Here is a 19209-nt window from a genome sequence, read left to right as displayed (position 1 = left end):
GACGACCACCTGCGGATGTCCGGGATCGGTCTGCGGATGTTCGGCATCGGACGGACGCTCCCCTGCATACGGCGGTTGCCCCATCAACGAGACAACCGGCGTGTGGTGGCGTTCGCGGGCCGAATCCGGATGCGACGCTCGCGGGCCGGAGCTCGGTACGCTACCGGCCCCGCGGCTTTCCGCGCTTCCCGCCCTGGCCGCCGGTCCGGCCGCCCGACTGGGGCTTCCTGCCAGCCGCGGACCTGTTCCGGGCGCCGCCCGCGCCGCCGCCCGCCCCGGCCCGCTTGGCCTTGTTGTCCTTGCCCTTGTCCTTCGCTTTGTCCTTCGCCGGACGCGGCGGGGTGGCCGCGCGGCCACGGGTGCTGTTGACGGTGCGCCCCCGGACGATCCCGATGAACTCCTCCACCAGATCGGGAGTGGCCTCCGCCTCGGGCCAGGACAGGGCGACGCGTGACTCGGGAGCGTCCGGGACCGGACGGTAGGTGAGGTCCTTGCGGTGGTGGAGGCGGGCCAGGGACTGCGGGACGAGAAGGACGCCCACGCCCGCCGCCACCAGCTCGATCGCGTCCGCCGTGGTCGCCGGGCGCTCGACGGCGGGGCGGCCGGGCAGGGTCTCCCAGGCAAGGAGGTCGTCCAACGGGTGCAGCACGATCTCGTCGGACAGCTCGGCGAGCGACACCTCCTCCGCGGCGGTCGCGACGTGGTCCTTGGGGATCACGACGACGGTCGTCTCGGTGTAGAGGGGGATGGCGCTCAGGACGTCCCGGTCGACCGGGAGCCGTACGAGACCGGCGTCCGCGCCACCGTCCGCCAGCAGCTCCGGTGCCTCGGCCGCGGTGGCCTGGACGAGTTCCAGAGAGGTGTGGGGCAGCCGCTCGCGCCAGACCCTCACCCACTTGGTGGGCGTCACGCCGGGAACGTACGCGAGCCTGAAGGATGAGGGGATGTCCGAACCTGTCACGGAACCAGGCTACCGGCAGGTGGTCGGAGGTATGTCCCATGGTCGATACCCTGGACCCATGACGTCGCACAAGACCGCCCAGACCATGAAGCCCGCCACGGCGGCGAAGAAGCTGGGTGTGTACCTCCAGGCCACCCCCGCCGATTTCCAGGAGGGTGCCGTCTCCCGCACCGAGCTCAACGCCCTCCAGACCGACCCGCCCGCCTGGCTGGTGGAGCTGCGCCGCACCGGCCCGCACCCCCGCCCGGTCGTCGCCGCGAAGCTCGGCATCTCCATCGCGGGGCTCGCCCGCGGCGGGGTCACCGAGGCGCTCACCACCGAGCAGATCGACGCGCTGAAGGACGAGATGCCCGAGTGGCTCGAGAAGGAGCGCGCCACGCAGGCCGAGGTGCGCAAGGAGTCCGCCCGGATCAAGGAGCGCAACGCCGAGCGGGCCGCGCAGTCCGGCCGACAGTAATCGCACATCCCATCATCGGTGATCCGGCCATCAGCGGACCGGCGGGCGAACGCGCCTGGCGTCAGGGCCGACGACCCCGTCCCTGAGGGAACTGGCCCAGGCTCACCGCACGGTGAATCGTCTCGGCCAGTTCCCGCGCGTCCTCGGTGAACGTGTCCACCCGGATCTTCCGCGCGTCGCGCAGTTCGATGGCGAAGCCGAAGCCCGTCCCCCGGGCCTCGGCGAGCGGGCGTCCGTCCTCGGCCGAGGCGGAGCCGATCCGCTCGATGTCCGTCCAGGGGATCAGCGTGGCGTTGCCCGCCACCCGGTGGGTGAGCCCCCGCTCGTGGACGTCGAAGCACTGCTCCCGGGTGCGGCGGGCCTGTATCAGGCGCCACACCCCGAGGCCCAGCCCGACCAGCCCCACCCCGAGCAGCAGGCCCGCCAGTTCGGGTGCGCCGTCGGTGGTCCCGATGGAGGCGATGGTCACGGGCACTCCCAGGGCGGCGCCGGCGGCGCCGACGACCAGAAGGATTGCCGCCAGGCGCAGGCGTCTGCTGCCGTCCGTGCGGTGCTCCCGGACGAATCCGCCCAGTTCTCGTGCGGCATCGGTGCGTCGCATCACGTCTCCCCGTTGTGGACACGTCAAATTATGCCCGAGTCGGGGGTACGTGGCAGGGGAACCGGCGGCCGCACGCCACGGGCCCGCGGCCGGGTTCCGCCCCGCCGACGCGTACGTCGGTGGAACGGCCCCGCCACGGGCCCGTCGGGTTATCGGACCGGTCAGAGAACGCCGGACTTGTCGATGGTGACCTTGGCGCGGGTCTTGCCGCTGGAGGAGCCGAGCGCCTCGATCTTGCGGACCAGGGCCATGCTGTCGTCGTCGGCGACCTCACCGAAGACCACGTGCTTGCCGTCCAGCCACGGGGTGAGCACCGTAGTGATGAAGAACTGCGAACCGTTGGTGTTCTTCCCGGCGTTGGCCATCGAGAGCAGGCCCACACGGTCGTGCTTGAGCGTGAAGTTCTCGTCGGCGAACTTCTCGCCGTAGATGCTCTTGCCGCCGGTGCCGTCACCGCGGGTGAAGTCGCCGCCCTGGAGCATGAAGTCCGTGATGACGCGGTGGAAGGACGAACCGGCGTAGCCGAAGCCCTTCTCGCCGGTGGCGAGCGCGCGGAAGTTCTCCGCCGTCTTGGGGACGACGTCGTCGAACAGGTTGAACGTGATCCGCCCTGCGGGCGCGTCGTCGATGGTGATGTCGAAGTAGACCTTGGTTGTCATGGTGACATCCTCACATTCCTGGCAACCGCAGGCGAAACCCGGGTTGGCTCGGCACCGCGGACGACCTGTTCCGCTCACCTCGCGGTGGTCTCCCCGTGGGCCGCTCGGACGGCGTCCACCAGGGCCGTCCCGCGCGGGGCGTCGGGGAGCCGGGAGCCCATCCGGTTCATGACGTACCCGACGGCGATCGGTGCATCCGAGCCGGCCGGACGCAGGAGCCGCCCGCACCGTCGCGGCCGAGCGCCCGCGGGCCGGGGCCGTAGGAGCGGTTCGCACCGCTCGTCCAGAGGTCGAGGGCGCGTTGGAAGGGGCTGCACACCAGGCCCTGGCCGCCTCCCCCGGCCCCGCCCGGGTCAGCGGATGCCCGCCTCCAGGCTCAGGCTCCAGCGGCCCGGCAGGCCGGTCAGCGTGATGGTGGACAACGGACGGACGTCGACGTTCCAGTACGCGGAGGGCGGGGCGTTCAGGGCGTAGACGAGGGCGGCCCGGATCACGGCGGGTTCGGCGACCGCGACGACGAGGCCGTCGGCGGCGGGACGGGTGTCCAGCCAGCCGCCGACCCGCCCGATGAAGCCGAGCATCGACTCGCCGCCGTGCGGCGCGCTGCGCGGGTCCGCCAGCCAGTGGTCCACGGCGGCCGGTTCCCGGGCGGTGACCTCGCCCAGCGTCAGTCCACGCCAGCGGCCCATGTCCCAGTCGCGCAGGGCCGGCTGCGCCATGGGCGCGAAGCCGAGGGCGTCCCCGGTGGCACGGCTGCGCGGGGTGGGCGAGCAGTACCGCAGCTCGGCGGCGCCGAGCGGCACGAGCGTGTGGGCGACGAGCTGCACCTCGTGCCAGCCGGCCTGATCGAGCGGCCGGTCGTCGTCGAAGCGTTCGGCCAGCCGGGAGGAGCTGCGCGCCGCTGCGACCAGGGAGACCCGAAGCGTCATGGCGGGATGGTGGGGCCGAAGGCCCGTTTGGTCAAGAGGGCGCGCACGTCGGGGCGCGCCGCGTCAGCCGCCCAGGAGCCCGTCGAAGGCGGTACGGAGGCGGCGGACGCCCTCCGCGATCTCGGCCGCCCCGGAGACCGCGGCGAAGCTCAGGCGGACGTGGCCGGCCGGGGGTTCGGCGCAGAAGTAGGGGCGCCCGGGGGCGATGGCGACGGAGGCACGCAGCGCGGCCGAGACGACGGCCGGCTCGTCGGTGGCCGTTCCCGCGCCGCCTCCGGGGAGCCGGAGCCAGAGGCTGCCGCCGCCCGCCGGGAGATGCGGCAGCGCGAGTTCCGGCAGCTCGCCGCCGAGAGCCGCCGCCATGGTCGTACGGCGGTGCCCCAGCTCGGTGGCGACGGCGGCGAGGTGACGGCCCCAGGACGGGGAGCCGACGAGTTCCAGCGCGGCTTCCTGGAGCGGCCGGGGTACGAAGAAGCTGTCGACGACCTGGATGGCCCGCAGACGCTCCAGCACCGGCCCGCGGGCGGCCAGGGCCCCGACCCGCAGGCTGGGCGAGGTGACCTTGGTCAGCGAGCAGACGTGGACGACGACGCCGTCGGGATCGTCGGCGGCCAGCGGCGCCGGAAGCGGTCCGGCGTCGTCGTGGGCGAGCCGGCGGGCGAAGTCGTCCTCGACCACGAAGGCCCCGGCCGCGCGGGCGATCGCCAGGACCTCGGGGCGGCGGGAGGGCGCGAGGGTGGTTCCGGTGGGGTTCTGGAAGAGCGGCTGGGTGACGAAGACCCGGGCTCCGGTGGCTCGGAAGGCGTCGGCGAGCAGCTCGGGCCGTACCCCGTCGGCGTCCATCGGCACGGGGACGGGGCGCAGCCCGGTGGCGCGGGCGGCGGCGAGCATCCCGGGGTAGGTGGGCGACTCCACGAGGACCGGGGCGCCGGGCGGGGCGAGCGCGCGCAGCGCGGTGGCCAGGGCGCTCTGGCCACCCGCGGTGATCAGGACGTCGGTGCCCGAGACGGCGGGGCCGATCTCGCGGGCGAACCAGGAACGCAGTTCGGGCAGTCCGTCCGTCGGGGGGCGGCCCCAGGCGCCGGGCCTGCGGCCCGCGCGGGCCAGGGCCGCGGAGAGCGCCCGCTCGGGCTGGAGGGAGGCGTGGAGGTAGCCGCCGTTGAACTCGATGACGCCGGGCGGCGGCGCGGCGAGGGTGACCAGCACGCCGGAGGCGTCCACGGTGCGCGGCACCACCTCGGGCCCGCCGTCGCCGCTCAGCGACACCTCCTGCCAGGACGTGTCGCCCGGCGCGGGCGGCGCGACGCGCGGGTGCGCCCGGAAGGCGCCGGAGCCGGGGCGGGTGACGACGAGTCCCTCGGCGGCGAGCTGGGCGATGGCGCGGGAGACGGTGACGGGGCTGACCCGGAACCGCTCGACGAGCGCACGACTGGACGGCAGCTTTCCACCGGGAGAGTAGCGGTTGAGGTCCCCCCGCAGAGAAGTGACCAGTTCGGCGACGCTGCTACGCTCTTGCATGAGAGCAGATAATAGCGCTACCCATCCTTCATCGATAGCGGTTGCCGAGTCGGTCGGCACCCCTCGGACCGCTCGGGCGATCCCGTCGGAAGCGGCCACGGCTTCGGCCGCGGGCAGGTCGGGAAGCAGCCCCGCGACAGGGCCCTCGGCCGGCCGGAGCGGCACCGTGCTCGCCGGGCTCGGCGTGGTGGCGTTCTCGCTCACCTTCCCGGCCACAGCCTGGGGGCTGGAGAGTTTCGGCCCCTGGTCCCTGGTCGCTCTGCGCAGCGTGCTCGCGGCCCTGGTCGCGGGCAGTGTGCTGCTGGCCGCGCGCGTCCCGCTGCCCGAACGCCGGCACTGGGCCGGCCTCGCGGTCGTCGGGGGCGGGGTGGTGGTGGGCTTCCCGCTGCTGACGACGCTGGCCCTGGAGACCTCCACCACCTCGCACGCGGCCGTGGTCGTGGGCCTGCTGCCGCTGACCACGGCGGTGCTGGGATCCCTGCGCACCGGCGAGCGCCCTTCGCGCACGTTCTGGACCGCTGCTCTCGCCGGGGCCTCGGTGGTGATCGCCTTCACCGTGCAGCAGAGCGGAGGGGCTCTCGCCCCCGGCGACCTGTATCTGTTCGGCGCGCTCCTCGTGTGCGCGGCCGGGTATACCGAGGGCGGCCGACTGGCCCGGCTGATGCCGGGATGGCACGTGATCGGCTGGGCCCTGGTCCTGTGCCTGCCGCTCGCGGTGGCGGGCGCCCTGGTGGCCCTGCCCCTCGAACCCGTGCACCTGAACGCTCACGGCGTCCTCGGCCTGGTGTGGGTCGCCGCCGGGTCGACCTTCCTCGGGCTGTACGTCTGGTACCGGGGCATGGCGGCGATCGGGGTCGCCCGGGCCAGTCAGCTCCAGCTCGCCCAGCCGCTGCTCACGCTCGTGTGGTCCTTCCTCCTGCTCGGCGAGGAGATGTCCGCCGCGGCTCCGGTCGCGGCGGTGGCCGTGCTCGTCTGCATCGCCGCCACCCAGCGGGCCGGCCGCGGCGCAGCGGGGGAATCCCGGCGCGTACGGTCATAGACTTGTCGACACGGACACCGTCTCCCCCTGTGAGGAGGTCGCTCCCGATGGAGGCACACACGGGCGACCGGCTGCTGATGCACGGCAGGACCGTGGGACAGCACGACCGGGTCGCCGAGATCATCGAGGTGCTCGGCGACGGGGGCGCTCCCCCGTACCGGCTCCGCTTCGATGACGGCCGTGAACACCTGATGTCACCGGGCCCGGACAGCGCCGTCCAGCACAGGGAGGCGCCGAAGGACGGGCCGTAGCGGCAGTGCGCGGTGGCCGGGGCCCGCACACCCGGGCCCGGCCACCGCGTGCCCCTCAGCCATGCGCTCATGCGCTGCCCTCAGCCATGCGCTGCCCCGGGCCGACCCGACCACCGCGTGCCCCGCCGCGTCCGGCCGCCGGAGACCGGACCCGGGACCCGGATCACCTCGCCGAAGGGCGACCACGGTGCGGATACGTGCGGCCCCGGTCCGGATAGAGCCGGACCCGGTCCGTGTAGTGGTCGGCCACGACGCGCCGCATCGCGCCGATCCGGTCCGCCATCACGCTCTTCCCCGAGAAGAAGACATGGCCGCCCACCTCCGCGTGGTCCCGGGCGAGGGTGAGGTGGCGGGAGAGCTCCGCCGGGTCCTGCCAGGGATCCGCCTGGGCGGGGTCACCCGCCTTGTACAGCGCCTCGCCCACGTACAGATCGACGCCCGTGCCCCGGACGGTCCGGCTCCACCAGGCGAGGACCTTGGCGTAGTCGGCGGCGGCCTGGCCGACGTGCCAGTAGATCTGCGGGCAGATGTAGTCGATCCACCCTTCCCTGACCCACTTGCGGGTGTCGGCGTACAGGTCGTCATAGGTCTGCACGCCCGCCCGGGTGTCCGAACCCAGCGGGTCGGTCGCCGCGTTGCGCCAGACCGCGAAGGGGCTGACGCCGAAGCGGACGTGGGGCTTGATCTGCCGGATCCGCTCCCCCGTCTCGCGCACGAGCCGGTCGATGTTGTCGCGCCGCCAGGCCGCCCGGTCGGCGAAGCCGCCGCCGTACCGCTCGAACTCCGCGTCGTCGTCGAAGGTCTGACCGGCCACCGGATACGGGTAGAAGTAGTCGTCCCAGTGCACCGCGTCGATGTCGTAGCGCCGCACGGCGTCCAGCATCGCGTCCTGGACGAAACGGCGGACCTCCGGCAGCCCGGGGTTGTAGTAGAGCTTCCCGCCGTACGGCACGACCCAGCTCGGGTTCAGCCGGGCCGGGTGGGAGGCGATGAGGCGGGTGGGGTCGGTGTGGTTCGCCACCCGGTAGGGGTTGAACCAGGCGTGCAGCTCCAGGTTCCGGTCGTGCGCCGCGCGCACCGCCGTGCCGAGCGGGTCCCAGCCCGGGTCCTTCCCCTGGGTCCCGGTGAGGCAGGCGGCCCACGGCTCGTGCGGCGAGGGCCACAGGGCGTCGGCGGTCGGCCGGACCTGGAACACCACCGCGTTGAGCCGCAGCTCGACCGCCCGGTCCAGATACGCGAACAGCTCGGTCTCCTGTCGCGCCGCCGTGAGCCCCGGCTTGGACGGCCAGTCGATGTTGGCGACCGTCGCGATCCACATACCGCGCATCTGACCCGGCGCCGCGAACCCTCCGCCGCCCCCTCGCCTACCCGCCGGAAGGGCGACCGCGTCACCGGCCGACGTCATCGCCGCCAGCAGTCCGGCCGCACCCAACACGAACGCCCTCCTCGCCACTCCCGTTCGCCTCATCCAGGCCCACCTCTCTCCACCATGTCCCGCTCCAACGTTGATAGCTCTACGTAACCGCATCATTCCCATCCGTGGCCGCCATGACCCGCGGGACGTCCGCATCGGCATTCGGAGTAACGTCGTGGGGTCGAGGCGGGCACCGGAATCACACGGGACCCTGCGATACGGAGAACGGCGAAAGGCACGAGGTGACGGACTCTATGGCCGACATTGCACGCGTCGGAGTGGTGGGCTGTGGCCAGATGGGCGCAGGTATCGCGGAGGTGTGCGCGCGCAGCGGCCTCGAAGTGAAGGTCGCCGAGACCACCGGCGAAGCGCTGGAGATCGGCCGCACCCGTCTGTACAACTCCCTCTCGAAGGCCGCCGAGCGCGGCAAGATCAGCGCGGAGGAGCGGGACGAGACCCTCGGCCGACTGAGCTTCACGACCGACCTCGGGGAGTTCGCCGACCGCGACCTCGTCATCGAGGCCGTCGTGGAGAACGAGCAGGTCAAGACCGAGATCTTCCAGGTGCTCGACCAGGTGGTGACCCGGCAGGACGCGATTCTGGCCTCCAACACCTCCTCGATCCCGCTGGTGAAGCTGGCCGTCGCCACCTCGCGCCCGGACCGGGTCATCGGCATCCACTTCTTCAACCCGGCCCCGGTGCAGAAGCTCGTCGAGCTGATCCCGGCGCTGACCACCTCGGACGAGACGATCGCCCGCGCCGAGGCCGTCGTGCAGGACGTGCTCGGCAAGCACCCGATCCGCGCCCAGGACCGGTCCGGCTTCGTCGTGAACGCGCTGCTGATCCCGTACCTCCTCTCCGCGATCCGGATGTTCGAGTCGGGCATCGCCAGTCGCGAGGACATCGACAACGGCATGGAGATGGGCTGCGCCCACCCGATGGGTCCGCTCAAGCTGGCCGATCTGATCGGCCTGGACACCGTGGCCTCGGTCGCGGACTCGATGTACGCCGAGTACAAGGAGCCGCTGTACGCCGCTCCCCCGCTGCTCCAGCGGATGGTCGACGCGGGCCGGCTCGGCCGCAAGACGGGGTCGGGTTTCTACCCGTACTGACCGGCTACCGGCGGGGTCGGCGCTCATGCGGCCGGGCCCGCCGGGGCACGTTCCCCATGGTCAGGACCGGGTGCGGCCCGCAGAGCCTCGTACCCCACTGCCGACCCCACGCCGGGCCTGCACGACACGACTGGGGGGGGGAAGGCATTGCTTCCGCGCCGTCGCTCCGCAGCGCTCCGGTGCACCGGTCGCCAGCGGCGAAGCCCCGTCCTTGGATCCCCGGTCTCGCCACCATGATTCGCGTACGCCAGGGCGCGCCCGGCATCGGATGGAGACGCGGGCGCCCTGGCGTACGGGCTCAGTCAGGCAGCGCCGGGCTCCTCCAGCACCACCGTGGCCATCACCGGAAGGTCGGTGTCGTGCTGGATCACACCGGCGGTCAGAATCCGGCTGTCGAGGGTGCACTTCTTCAGCTTGATGAACTCGTCCCTGTCCGCCTCCGTCACCTCGGCCTCGATGAGGTGGCCGACGAACGGGGACTCCTCGATCTCGGGGAGGAGGTCGGCCAGCACCTGCACCCCCTGGGCCAGGGTCGGAGACCGCCGGCACAAGCGGTCGATGTGCCTCTCCGGCGCTGCGCGGCAGCCCCCACCACGCCGTCCTTCGCACCTCTTTCGAGCGGGGCGTTCTCACGTCCACGTGCTCAGCCCGGCGGGATCGTCACGATCGTCACCTGGCCATCCATCAGGCATTCGATGAGCACCGAACCCCCGAGCGGATGGATCCAGAAGTGCGGACCGGCGTCCAGGATGTCCCGCGCATGCCGGACTGCGACCTCCGCGGGCATGACCACGGTCGGCATCGCGTAGTTTCCCCAGATGATGGCGACCCGCTCGTCTCGCTGCACGTACGAGGAAAGCAGCTCCACCGCCATCCTCACCCAATGCTCCTCGTCGTCCCACCAGAGGCGCTCTTCGTACCGAATGGTCGTGAAGTCGATCACGTCGCCGGTGCCGGCCGGGAACCTGCTCAGGCCTGCTGCGGTCAGTTCGTCGTTCTCAGCGAGCTTCAACTTCACGACCTGTCGACCGTCATCGTCGCGAGGGTCGTTCATGAAGCTCGGAAGATACTCCGGGTTACTCGCGTAGGAACTGCCGTCGGTCATACGTTGCGCCTCCGCCAGGTCGGCATTCCGCCACCGGGGCGGAACGCTGACCGGTCTCGATGGGCCCGACCACCATCTCCATGGCCCGGTTCCTGGCCCCTACTCTTCAGGCAGCAGGTCGTTGAAGACATCGATCAAGTCCTCCACAAGGTGACCACGTCGATTCGGTTCCCAGTCAGGACCCGTACCTGACCTCATGAACTCGTCGGACACATAGTCCAGCACTTCCTGAATCGACTGGCTACTAGGCAGCTCCACCGCACCGGCAATGGCCAGCATGTTCGGTTGCCCCTCAACGAGGGACACGAAATCACCGAACAGGCGCGTCCCACCGGTGAACCAGGCCGGCCGAGCTACTTCAACGGCTCCGTCACGGTTTTCCACAGCTTCTCCATAGATCAATGCATGTCCTTGGGGCGGCGCGATGAACCCTTCCCACTCCAAGGGCCGCGCGACTTCCCCCAGGTTGTGATCACTCGCCCGACCTCGTTGGGAACAGCTGTCGCCCCCGTCCGCGGTTTCCATGGGGCCGCAGAGCCGCTGTATGTGCCAGGAGCCGGTCCCGGTCACCCCGGGGCCGGTTCCTCGCGTGTGCGGGGCACTCGTTACGCGGCCGGGTCAGCCCAGTCTCAGGTGGTGCAGCATCAGCAGGGCGGCCGCCATGTTCGCGGCGGGCACCTCGCCCCGGGCGATCATGTCCGGGACCACCTTGAGCGGTATCCACTCGCGGCGCGAGGACTCGAAGGCGTCCTGCGGGGGCCCGGTCCAGTGGGCCTCGTCGGACCAGAAGAGGTGGTGCCGGGCGTCGGTGAGGCCGTTCGACGGTTCCACGGTGAGCAGCGGGCGCAGCTCGCCGGGGCGCCAGCCGGTCTCCTCCTCCATCTCGCGGGCCGCCGCCGCCGCGATGTCCTCGCCGTCCTCGACGACGCCCGCGGCCAGTTCCCACCCCCAGCTGTCGGTGATGAACCGGTGGCGCCAGAGCAGCAGCACCTCGTTCGCCCCGTTGACGACGGTGGCGGCCGCGACGGGTCGCAGCCGGATGACGAAGTGGTCGAGGTGACTGCCGTCGGGGAGCTGGACGTCCGCCAGATTCACCCGGAACCACGGGTTCTGATACACATTCCGTTCGCTCAAGTTCGTCCACTGCACGGTTCTGCCGCCTTTCGACATGTTGGGGTCAACATGTCAGCAGGCTCGGCTGTCACGGGGAGCGGACAACGGGGCGTCGGCAGAGCTCACAGAGGCACGCGGAGCGCCTCGTCGATGAGGTCGGTGGTCCCCACCGCGTCGGAGCAGCCGCTCGCGGCCAGTTCGCTCCGGACCTGCCGCAGCCGGTCGCGCAGCCGCTGGGACTCCATCCCCCGGGCCCTCATCGCCATTTCGGCAGCTGTACCGGCCGCGCGGTCGGCCTCGCCCTGAAGCAGCTCGATATGACTCAACATCGCGAGACGGTGCACGCGCCCCCGGTCGTGCGCCGGGGCGCGCACGGCGGAGGCCGCGTGCTCCCGGGCGGCGGGCAGGTCCCCGAGACCGAGCAGCGCCTCCGCCACCTGGACGTCGACCAGGCCCGGCTGGACGTACCCGGTCTCGTCCGGTTCCCGGCCGGTGTGGATCCGGCCTGCCTGCGCCTCGGCCCGCCCGATGCAGGCCCGGGCGTTCGCCGCGTCGCCCAGCCGGGCGTACGCCTTGGCCTGCATCGCGTGCAGATCGGCGGCGAGGGCGGGGGTGATGTGACCGCCGGCGGCCCGCAGCGCGGCCTCGGCGAAGGCGATGGAGCGGCGGTAGTCGCCGAGGAACAGCGACTGGGTGACCAGCAGCGCGATCACATAGCCGCCCAGCCCCCGGTCCCCACTGGACTTGGCGAGCCGCAGCGCCTGGTGGAAGTAGCGCTGGGCGAGTCCGTGGGCGTCGGAGTCGTAGGCGCAGATGCCCGCCACCGCCACGAGTCCCGCCGTCGCCCGGTGCAGGCTCCGGCCCAGGGCGTCGCTGTAGCCGCCGCGCAGCAGCGGCGCGGCCTCGGCGTTGAGGAAGCGGACGATCCGGGATCTGGTCGCGAGGCCGCCCGTCTTGCGGTACATCTGCTCGTAGTGGTCGCGGGCCGACTTGAGCATCGCTATGTCGCCCGCGCTGACTCGGCCCGGTCCCGGCCGCGAGACGTCGGTGTCCTCCGGGGGGTTCTCCCACTCCCAGACCGGCATCACCGCCGGCGTGCCGGTGACGGCGGGCACGGTGGCCAGGTGCGGGCGCTGCTGTTCGTCGGAGCGCCACAGGGCGGTGGCCCGCTCGACGAACCCGCAGAGGGAGCCGCTCCCGGCGCCGGCGTCCGCCCCGGCGGAAGCGGCCGACGCGCCCATCCCGACGTCGTCGAGCCCGACGGGCCGCCCCAGCCGGCCGGCCAGCACCTCGCAGACCAGGTCGGGCACCTGCCCCCGCGGGCGCTGGCCCTTGAGCCAGCGGGAGACCGCCGTGTGTTCGTACCGCAGGCTCAGCCCACGGGTCAGGCCCGCCCGGTTGACGTGACCGGCGAGGCCCGCGCGGGACACACCGGCCTCCTCGATCAGGGCTTCGAGCAGGACATTGGGCTCCATCGTCCCCCCAGGTGCGTGTCGCAATGAGCCTAGTGGAGCACGATTCACACGGGGTGTGAACGGAATGCCCGAACCCTCCTGCTGTGCGCCCTGCCGCGCGGGTCCCGGGCTCGGTTGAATGAGCTCCCTCGCAAGAGGCGGCCGGGTCGTCGGCTCCCCCTCGTAACGGCCTACGACCCGCACCCGCGCCGTCCGCGCCGCTGACCTGCCCGACACTCCGAGGCAGCGCGGACGGCGCCCGGACCGCACGGCCCACTGACCGACGACGAAGGAGGGTGGCTGCGGAACGGACGTCGGAACCGCGTTCCTCCCGGTTCCGATGCCGGCTCCGGCGTGTGGTCCCTCCGTCGCTCGGCGGGATGGAGAAGGGGCGTATCCGGTGGCCGGATACGCCCCTTCTCAACGCCGCGGCACGGGCTACGCGCCGCGCAGCACCGCGCCCGTGCGCTCGGCGGCCAGGGCCACCGCGCTGTCGCGGGCGGCGGACGCCTCCTCGACGGTCAGGGTGCGGTCGGCGGCGCGGAAGCGCAGCGCGTACGCCAGGGACTTGTTGCCCCCGCCGATCTGCTCACCGGTGAAGACGTCGAACAGCCGCAGCGATTCGAGGAGTTCACCCGCGCCCTCACGCAGGGCCCGCTCCACGTCGGCGGCCGGTACGTCCCCGGCGACGACGAGCGCGACGTCCTGGGTCGCCACCGGGAAGGTGGAGATCCGGGGCGCCTGGAGCGCTCCGTCGACGGCCTGCTCCAGGACGTCCAGCTCGACCTCGGCGGCGCAGGTCCGCTCGGGCAGGTGGAGCGCCTTGATGACGCGCGGGTGCAGTTCGCCCGCGTGTCCGAAGAGGGTCTCCTCGCCGTTCACGGTGACGTACAGCGCGGCGCAGCGGCCCGGGTGCCACGGGGCGTGCCGGTCGGCGCGGACGATGACCTCCACACCGGCCTCCGCGGCGATCGAGCGAGCGGCCTCGACGGCGTCCGCCCAGGTCGCCGGGGTGCCCTTGCCCCACCAGCCGGACTGCTCGCGGGCGCCCGCGAGGACGACGGCGGCGCGGCGCGGCTGACGCGGCAGGGCCGCGTCGAGAGAGGCGATCTCCTCGTCGGTGGGCCGGCGGTCGACGGGCAGCCGCAGGGCGGGCGTCTCCTCGCCGGTCGGCCTGAAGACCAGACCGGTCTCGAAGAGCGCCAGGTCGTGGCTGCCGCGACCGTCGTTGCGCCGCAGGGCGCCGAGGAGGCCCGGCAGCAGCGTGGTGCGCAGCGCCGGCTCCTCGTCGGAGATCGGGTTGACGAGCTTGACCGTGCGGCGGCGGGCGTCGTCCGCCTCCAGGCCGAGCTGGTCCAGGACCGCGTCGCCGATGAACGGGTAGCTCAGCGCCTCGACGTAACCGGCTCCGGCCAGCACCCGGCCGATGCGGCGGTGCAGCCGCTGGCGGTCGGTGAGACCACGCCCGGAGGGGGGCGTGGGCAGCGTGGAGGGCAGGTTCTCGTAGCCCTCCAGCCGGATGACCTCTTCGGCGAGGTCGTTCGGCTCGTTCAGGTCCGGCCGCCAGGACGGGACGGTGACGATCAGCTCGTCCTGCCCGTAGACGTCGCAGCCGACCTGCTGGAGGCGGCGGACGACGGTCTCGCGGCCGTAACCCATACCGGCGACCCGGTCCGGGTGGTCGGCGGGCATCGCGATGGTGCGCGGCGCGGACGGGGCGGTGATCTCGGTGACCCCGGCCTCGGCGGTGCCGCCCGCGAGGAGGACCAGCAGATCCACCGTGCGCTGCGCGGCAGCGGCGGCGGCCTGCGGGTCGACGCCGCGCTCGAAGCGCTTGGACGCCTCGGAGGACAGCTTGTGGCGGCGCGCGGTGCGGGCGATCGAGATCGCGTCGAAGTGCGCGGCCTCGATGACGACCTCGGTGGTGAGCGCGTGCTCGCCGTCCGCGTCGGCGATCTCGGTGTTGGCCCCGCCCATGACGCCCGCGAGGCCGATCGGCCCGCGGTCGTCGGTGATGACGAGGTCCTCGGCGTCCAGCACGCGCACGGTGCCGTCCAGCGTGGTGAGCTTCTCGCCCTGCGTGGCGCGGCGCACGCCGATCGGCCCCTCGACCCGGGTGCGGTCGTAGGCGTGCAGCGGCTGGCCCAGCTCCAGCATCACGTAGTTGGTGATGTCGACGGCCAGCGAGATCGGCCGCATCCCGGCCTTCTGGAGGCGGCGGCGCATCCAGATCGGCGAGCGAGCCTCGGGCTGGAGACCGGTGACGGTGCGCGCGGTGAAGCGGTCGCAGCCGATCGGGTCACTGATCTTGACCGGGTAGCCGTACGCGTTCGGCGCGGGCACGTCCAGCAGCGCCGGGTCGCGCAGCGGCAGCCCGTACGCGATGGCGGTCTCCCGGGCGACACCGCGCATCGAGAGGCAGTAGCCGCGGTCCGGGGTGACGGCGATGTCGAGGACCTCGTCGACGAGCTGGAGCAGCTCGATCGCGTCGGTGCCGACCTCGTGCTCCGGCGGCAGCACGATGATGCCGTGCGTTCCGTCGTCGCCCATGCCGAGCTCATCGGTGGAGCAGATCATTCCGTGCGAGGTCTTGCCGTACGTCTTGCGGGCGGCGATCGCGAAGTCGCCGGGCAGGACCGCGCCCGGGAGGACCACGACGACCTTGTCGCCGACCGAGAAGTTACGGGCGCCGCAGACGATCTCCTGCGGTTCGCCGGTGCCGTTGGCGGCGCCGACATCGACGGTGCAGAAGCGGATGGGCTTCTTGAAGCCCTCCAGCTCCTCGATGGTCAGGACCTTGCCGACGACCAGGGGGCCCTTGAGGCCCGCGCCGATCTGCTCGACGGTCTCGACCTCCAGCCCCACGGAGACGAGCTTGGCCTGTACGTCACGGCCGGTCTCCGTCTCCGGCAGGTCGACGTACTCCCGCAACCAGGAAAGCGGGACGCGCATCAGATCTCCATCCCGAACGGCCGGGTGAACCGGACGTCGCCCTCGACCATGTCTCGCATGTCTTCGACGTTGTGGCGGAACATCAGCATCCGTTCGATGCCGAACCCGAAGGCGAATCCGCTGTACTTCTGGGGGTCGACGCCGCAGGCGGTGAGCACCTTGGGGTTGACCATGCCGCAGCCGCCCAGCTCGATCCAGCCCTCGCTGCCGCAGGTGCGGCAGGGGCGGTCCGGGTTGCCGACGGACTCGCCGCGGCAGACGTAGCAGACCATGTCCATCTCGGCGGACGGCTCGGTGAACGGGAAGAAGTTCGGCCGCAGCCGGGTCTTCATGTCCGGTCCGAAGAGCGCCTGGACCATGTGGTCGAGGGTGCCCTTGAGGTCGGCCATGGTGAGGCCCTCGTCGACGGCGAGCAGCTCGATCTGGTGGAAGACCGGGGTGTGCGTGGCGTCGAGCTCGTCGGTGCGGTAGACCCGGCCGGGGCAGACCACGTAGACGGGGGGCTTGCGCTCCAGGAGCGAGCGGGCCTGGACCGGGGAGGTGTGCGTACGCAGCACGACGCCGGACTCGTCGCCCTCGGTCGCCTTGCCGTCGGGCGTGGTGCCCTGGACGAAGAAGGTGTCCTGCATCTGGCGGGCCGGGTGGTCGGGCACGAAGTTCAGGGCGTCGAAGTTGAACCACTCCGCCTCGACCTCGGGGCCCTCGGCGATCTCGTAGCCCATGGCCACGAAGACGTCCGCGACACGCTCCATGATGGTCGTCAGGGGGTGGCGGGCGCCGGCCGGTGTGCGGTCGTAGGGCAGCGTGACGTCCACGGCCTCCTCGACGAGCACCCGGGCGTCCCGCTCGGCCTCCAGCTCCGCCTGGCGGGCGGCGAGCGCCTTGGAGACGGCGCCGCGGGCCTGGCCCACGCGCTTGCCCGCCTCGGCCTTGGCCTGCGGGGGCAGGGCGCCGATCTCGCGGTTGGCGAGGGACAGCGGCGAGGTACCTCCGGTGTGCGCGGTCTTCGCCTGGGCGAGCGCGTCGAGGTCGCCGGCGGCGGCGAAGGCGGCGAACGCCTCGTCCCGCAGGCGCTCGATCTCTTCCGGTTTCAGTGCCTCGACCTCGACTGGGTCGTACGACTTGTTCGGTGCCGACATCTCTTCCCGTGCTTCCGATTGGCTGGTGGCGCGACCCGGCTCGACGACCGCAGGACGCAAAGGTGCCAAAGGTCGAGTCTAAAGGCCGCAGGACGGTCGGGGCGCCCGCGGGCCGCTCAGCCCTCCCGTCGCCCACCACCACCCTGCCTGATCGCTACGCAAACCCCTCTACTTCAGATAGGCGGGCATGCTCACGGGCAGAATAAATCGGAACTCGGCTCCGCCGCCGGGCCCCCGGTCGACGGTGATGGTGCCGCCGTGGGCCTCGACGATGCCCTTGACGATGTAGAGGCCCAGGCCCGTGCCGCCCCGCTTGCTCCCCCGCCAGAAGCGGGTGAAGACACGGCCCATCGACTCCTCGGGGATGCCGGGGCCTTCGTCGCTCACGGTGACAGCCGTTCCCGTCTCGTCGTCCGCCCCCGGCGCGGGTGCCGGGGCGATCTCAATGGTGACGGTTCCCTCGCCGTGGCGCACCGCGTTTTCCAGGAGGTTGCCGAGGACCTGGTCGACCTTGTCGGGATCCGCCCACAGGGCCGGCAGCGGACCCCGGGCCCGGACCCGGAAGCGGTCGGGTGCCTGGCCGCCCGTGATGAGCGCCTGGATGTGCCGTGCCACGGCGGCGGAGACGTCGACGGGCTGGCGGCGCAGCTCCAGCCGGCCGGAGTCGATGCGGGAGATGTCGAGCAGCTCGGCGATGAGCCGGGTGACCCGGCCGGCGTCCGCGTCGACGGTCTCCAGCATCAGCCGCTTCTGGTCGTCGGTGAAACGTTCCCACTTGGCGAGCAGCGTGGCGGTGAACCCCTTGACGGAGGTCAGCGGGGAGCGCAGTTCGTGGGCGACGGTGGCGATCAGCTCGGCATGGCTGCGTTCGGTACGCCGGCGGGCCTCGGTGCCCCGCAGCGAGACCACGACCCGTCGCACCGGGCCGAGCGGGTGCTCGCGTACGTAACGGGCGGAGACCAGCACCTCACGGCCGCCGGGCAGCAGCAGGTTGCGCTCGGGCTGGGCCTTGCGGGTGGCGAGACCGCCGTACGGGTCGGTCAGCTCCCACCAGCGCTTCCCCTTGAGGTCCTCCAGCGGGAGGGCGACGTCCAGGGGGCGTCCGATGGCGTCGGCGCGGGGGGTGGCGGTGATGCGGGCGGCGGCGGCGTTGAAGCAGACGACGCGCCCGCTCGCGTCGGCGACGACGAGACCGTCGGGAAGGTCGTCCGGGTCGACGCCGGGGGCTTCCTGGCCGAGGCCGGCGCCGAGGCCGTACGGACCGGCCGCCGACCCGTCCGGCTCCTCTTCCGCAGCGCGTGCCGCGGTGGTGTGCGCCGGTCGCGGCGAGCTCATGCCGACAGCCATCTTCCCGTATCCCCACCTCTCGAACCGGTGCAGTGGGCCCCCGAGTTCGTCACCCTACTAGGCGGTGGTGAACCGGCGACACCCTGTGGGGGCGCGGAGAGGAGTGCGCCGGTGGGAGGGGCGCGGGAATGGCTGGGATCGTGTGCTGACGGGTCGTCGGAGCGGCGCCGCGCTACGCGTCGGGGGTGCGCCGGGGACGCTGAGCGCGGGCGGAGGCGTACAGGCAGACGGCGGCGGCGGTGGCGAGGTTGAGGCTCTCCGCCCTGCCGTGGATGGGGACGCGGACGACGGCGTCGGCGAGCGCGCGGGTCTCCTCGGGGAGCCCCCAGGCCTCGTTGCCGAAGACCCAGGCGGTGGGGGTTCCCATGGTGCCCGCGTCCAGCTCGTCGTCCAGGTCGTCGGCCCCGGCCCCGTCGGCGGCGAGGATGCGCACCCCGGCGTCCCTCAGGCCCTGCACGGCCTGTTCGACGGGGACGCCGACGGCGACGGGCAGGTGGTAGAGCGAACCGACCGAGGCCCGTACGGACTTGGGGTTGTAGAGGTCGACCGAGGCGTCGGTCAGGATCACCGCGTCCGCGCCGGCCGCGTCCGCGCAGCGCAGTACCGTCCCGGCGTTCCCGGGGTCCCGCACGTTGGCCAGAACGGCCACCAGGGTGGGCCTCGCGGCGAGGATCTCCTGGAACGGGGTGTCCAGGAAACGGCAGACGCCGATGAGGCCCTGCGGGGTGACGGTCTGCGAGACGTCGGCGAGGACGTCGTCGTCGGCCAGGTGCACCCGGGCGCCCGCGGTGTGGGCGGCCTCGACGATGTCGGCGTACCGGTCGGCGGCCTCGGGCGTGGCGAACAGCTCGATGAGCGTCGGCTCGCCGTCACCGCCCCGGTGGGCGGCGGCCTCGCGTACGGCCTGGGGCCCCTCGGCGATGAACCTGCGCTCCTTGCCGCGGAAGTTGCGGCGGGCCAGCCGGCGGGCGGCGGCGACACGGGGGGAACGCGGGGAGATCAGTTCGGGGGTGCCCATGGTCGGCGGCGAGCCTCTCTGCGTACGGCTGTGGCGGTGTGGGGGTGTCGTCGGCCGGTGTGTGCCGTCGGCGGGTCCAACGCACCGGACCCGCAGGCGGCGTACGCCTGCGGGTCCGGTGCGTTACCTGGAAGGGGGGC

The 19209-nt window shown here is 72.3% G+C and carries 19 protein-coding genes and 1 pseudogene; 4 read left to right on the top strand and 16 right to left on the bottom strand.

Annotation, left to right across the window (positions count from 1 at the left end):
• Positions 1-160: 160 nt before the first annotated feature.
• Positions 161-961 carry a LysR family substrate-binding domain-containing protein gene (locus AB0F29_RS09160; protein ID WP_361869199.1) on the bottom strand — a complete coding sequence of 267 codons (801 nt, stop codon included), beginning with the start codon at positions 959-961 and terminating at the stop codon, positions 161-163.
• A gap of 58 nt (positions 962-1019) precedes the next feature.
• Between AB0F29_RS09160 and AB0F29_RS09155 the strand changes: the two genes are divergently transcribed.
• Positions 1020-1418, top strand: a complete 399-nt coding sequence (locus AB0F29_RS09155) for a DUF5997 family protein (RefSeq protein ID WP_361869196.1) — start codon at positions 1020-1022, stop codon at positions 1416-1418.
• 61 nt (positions 1419-1479) lie between these two features.
• Here AB0F29_RS09155 and AB0F29_RS09150 read toward each other — a convergent pair whose 3' ends face one another.
• The 5 genes and pseudogenes from AB0F29_RS09150 to AB0F29_RS09130 all read right to left on the bottom strand — a co-directional run bounded on the left by AB0F29_RS09150 (position 1480) and on the right by AB0F29_RS09130 (position 5125).
• Entirely contained in the window at positions 1480-2019 is a 540-nt protein-coding gene (locus tag AB0F29_RS09150) for a hypothetical protein (RefSeq protein ID WP_361869193.1), read from the bottom strand.
• 161 nt (positions 2020-2180) lie between these two features.
• Positions 2181-2678, bottom strand: coding sequence for a peptidylprolyl isomerase (locus AB0F29_RS09145; RefSeq protein WP_215109274.1), 498 nt, complete (start codon positions 2676-2678; stop codon positions 2181-2183).
• 74 nt (positions 2679-2752) lie between these two features.
• Positions 2753-2973, bottom strand: a pseudogene (locus AB0F29_RS09140) (EstA family serine hydrolase); the annotation flags it as partial.
• Between the two features lie 58 nt (positions 2974-3031).
• Positions 3032-3607, bottom strand: coding sequence for a histidine phosphatase family protein (locus AB0F29_RS09135; protein ID WP_007457533.1), 576 nt, complete (start codon positions 3605-3607; stop codon positions 3032-3034).
• Positions 3608-3670: 63 nt separating this feature from the next.
• Positions 3671-5125 (bottom strand): PLP-dependent aminotransferase family protein, encoded by a 1455-nt coding sequence (locus tag AB0F29_RS09130; RefSeq protein ID WP_361869190.1) that lies wholly within the window; start codon positions 5123-5125, stop codon positions 3671-3673.
• Between AB0F29_RS09130 and AB0F29_RS09125 the strand changes: the two genes are divergently transcribed.
• Positions 5124-6164 carry a DMT family transporter gene (locus AB0F29_RS09125; RefSeq protein ID WP_361869187.1) on the top strand — a complete coding sequence of 347 codons (1041 nt, stop codon included), beginning with the start codon at positions 5124-5126 and terminating at the stop codon, positions 6162-6164. The two genes, AB0F29_RS09130 and AB0F29_RS09125, sit on opposite strands and share 2 nt — an antisense overlap.
• A 47-nt stretch (positions 6165-6211) precedes the next feature.
• Complete coding sequence (locus AB0F29_RS09120; RefSeq protein ID WP_361869185.1) at positions 6212-6415, top strand: DUF1918 domain-containing protein; 204 nt, start codon at positions 6212-6214, stop codon at positions 6413-6415.
• Positions 6416-6578: 163 nt separating this feature from the next.
• On the opposite strand, the gene AB0F29_RS09115 is transcribed toward AB0F29_RS09120, so the two are convergent.
• Complete coding sequence (locus AB0F29_RS09115; RefSeq protein WP_361869559.1) at positions 6579-7850, bottom strand: family 10 glycosylhydrolase; 1272 nt, start codon at positions 7848-7850, stop codon at positions 6579-6581.
• 233 nt (positions 7851-8083) lie between these two features.
• Between AB0F29_RS09115 and AB0F29_RS09110 the strand changes: the two genes are divergently transcribed.
• Positions 8084-8941 (top strand): 3-hydroxybutyryl-CoA dehydrogenase, encoded by an 858-nt coding sequence (locus AB0F29_RS09110; RefSeq protein WP_361869182.1) that lies wholly within the window; start codon positions 8084-8086, stop codon positions 8939-8941.
• Positions 8942-9243: 302 nt separating this feature from the next.
• Here AB0F29_RS09110 and AB0F29_RS09105 read toward each other — a convergent pair whose 3' ends face one another.
• The 9 genes from AB0F29_RS09105 to AB0F29_RS09065 all read right to left on the bottom strand — a co-directional run bounded on the left by AB0F29_RS09105 (position 9244) and on the right by AB0F29_RS09065 (position 19069).
• Positions 9244-9453, bottom strand: coding sequence for a hypothetical protein (locus AB0F29_RS09105; protein ID WP_361869180.1), 210 nt, complete (start codon positions 9451-9453; stop codon positions 9244-9246).
• 131 nt (positions 9454-9584) lie between these two features.
• Positions 9585-10046 carry a hypothetical protein gene (locus AB0F29_RS09100; protein ID WP_361869179.1) on the bottom strand — a complete coding sequence of 154 codons (462 nt, stop codon included), beginning with the start codon at positions 10044-10046 and terminating at the stop codon, positions 9585-9587.
• 99 nt (positions 10047-10145) lie between these two features.
• On the bottom strand, positions 10146-10430 hold the full coding sequence (locus AB0F29_RS09095) for a hypothetical protein (RefSeq protein WP_361869176.1): 285 nt from the start codon (positions 10428-10430) through the stop codon (positions 10146-10148).
• A 234-nt stretch (positions 10431-10664) separates the two neighbouring features.
• Entirely contained in the window at positions 10665-11195 is a 531-nt protein-coding gene (locus tag AB0F29_RS09090; RefSeq protein WP_361869174.1) for an NUDIX domain-containing protein, read from the bottom strand.
• 86 nt (positions 11196-11281) lie between these two features.
• Positions 11282-12634, bottom strand: a complete 1353-nt coding sequence (locus tag AB0F29_RS09085; protein WP_361869171.1) for a transcriptional regulator — start codon at positions 12632-12634, stop codon at positions 11282-11284.
• A gap of 417 nt (positions 12635-13051) precedes the next feature.
• Positions 13052-15565 carry a phenylalanine--tRNA ligase subunit beta gene (pheT, locus tag AB0F29_RS09080; protein ID WP_361869168.1) on the bottom strand — a complete coding sequence of 838 codons (2514 nt, stop codon included), beginning with the start codon at positions 15563-15565 and terminating at the stop codon, positions 13052-13054.
• Complete coding sequence (pheS, locus tag AB0F29_RS09075) at positions 15565-16704, bottom strand: phenylalanine--tRNA ligase subunit alpha (RefSeq protein ID WP_030632315.1); 1140 nt, start codon at positions 16702-16704, stop codon at positions 15565-15567. The genes pheT and pheS overlap by 1 nt, the downstream gene beginning before the upstream one ends.
• A gap of 168 nt (positions 16705-16872) precedes the next feature.
• Positions 16873-18051, bottom strand: a complete 1179-nt coding sequence (locus tag AB0F29_RS09070) for an ATP-binding protein (protein ID WP_361869166.1) — start codon at positions 18049-18051, stop codon at positions 16873-16875.
• Positions 18052-18223: 172 nt separating this feature from the next.
• Complete coding sequence (locus AB0F29_RS09065; RefSeq protein WP_361869164.1) at positions 18224-19069, bottom strand: RNA methyltransferase; 846 nt, start codon at positions 19067-19069, stop codon at positions 18224-18226.
• Between the last annotated feature and the right edge of the window lie 140 nt (positions 19070-19209).

The sequence above is a fragment of the Streptomyces sp. NPDC026589 genome (assembly GCF_040638385.1).
Classification (GTDB): Bacteria; Actinomycetota; Actinomycetes; order Streptomycetales; family Streptomycetaceae; genus Streptomyces.
The sequence above is the reverse complement of the archived record's forward strand: the minus strand, read 5'-3'. Positions and strand labels throughout refer to the sequence as shown.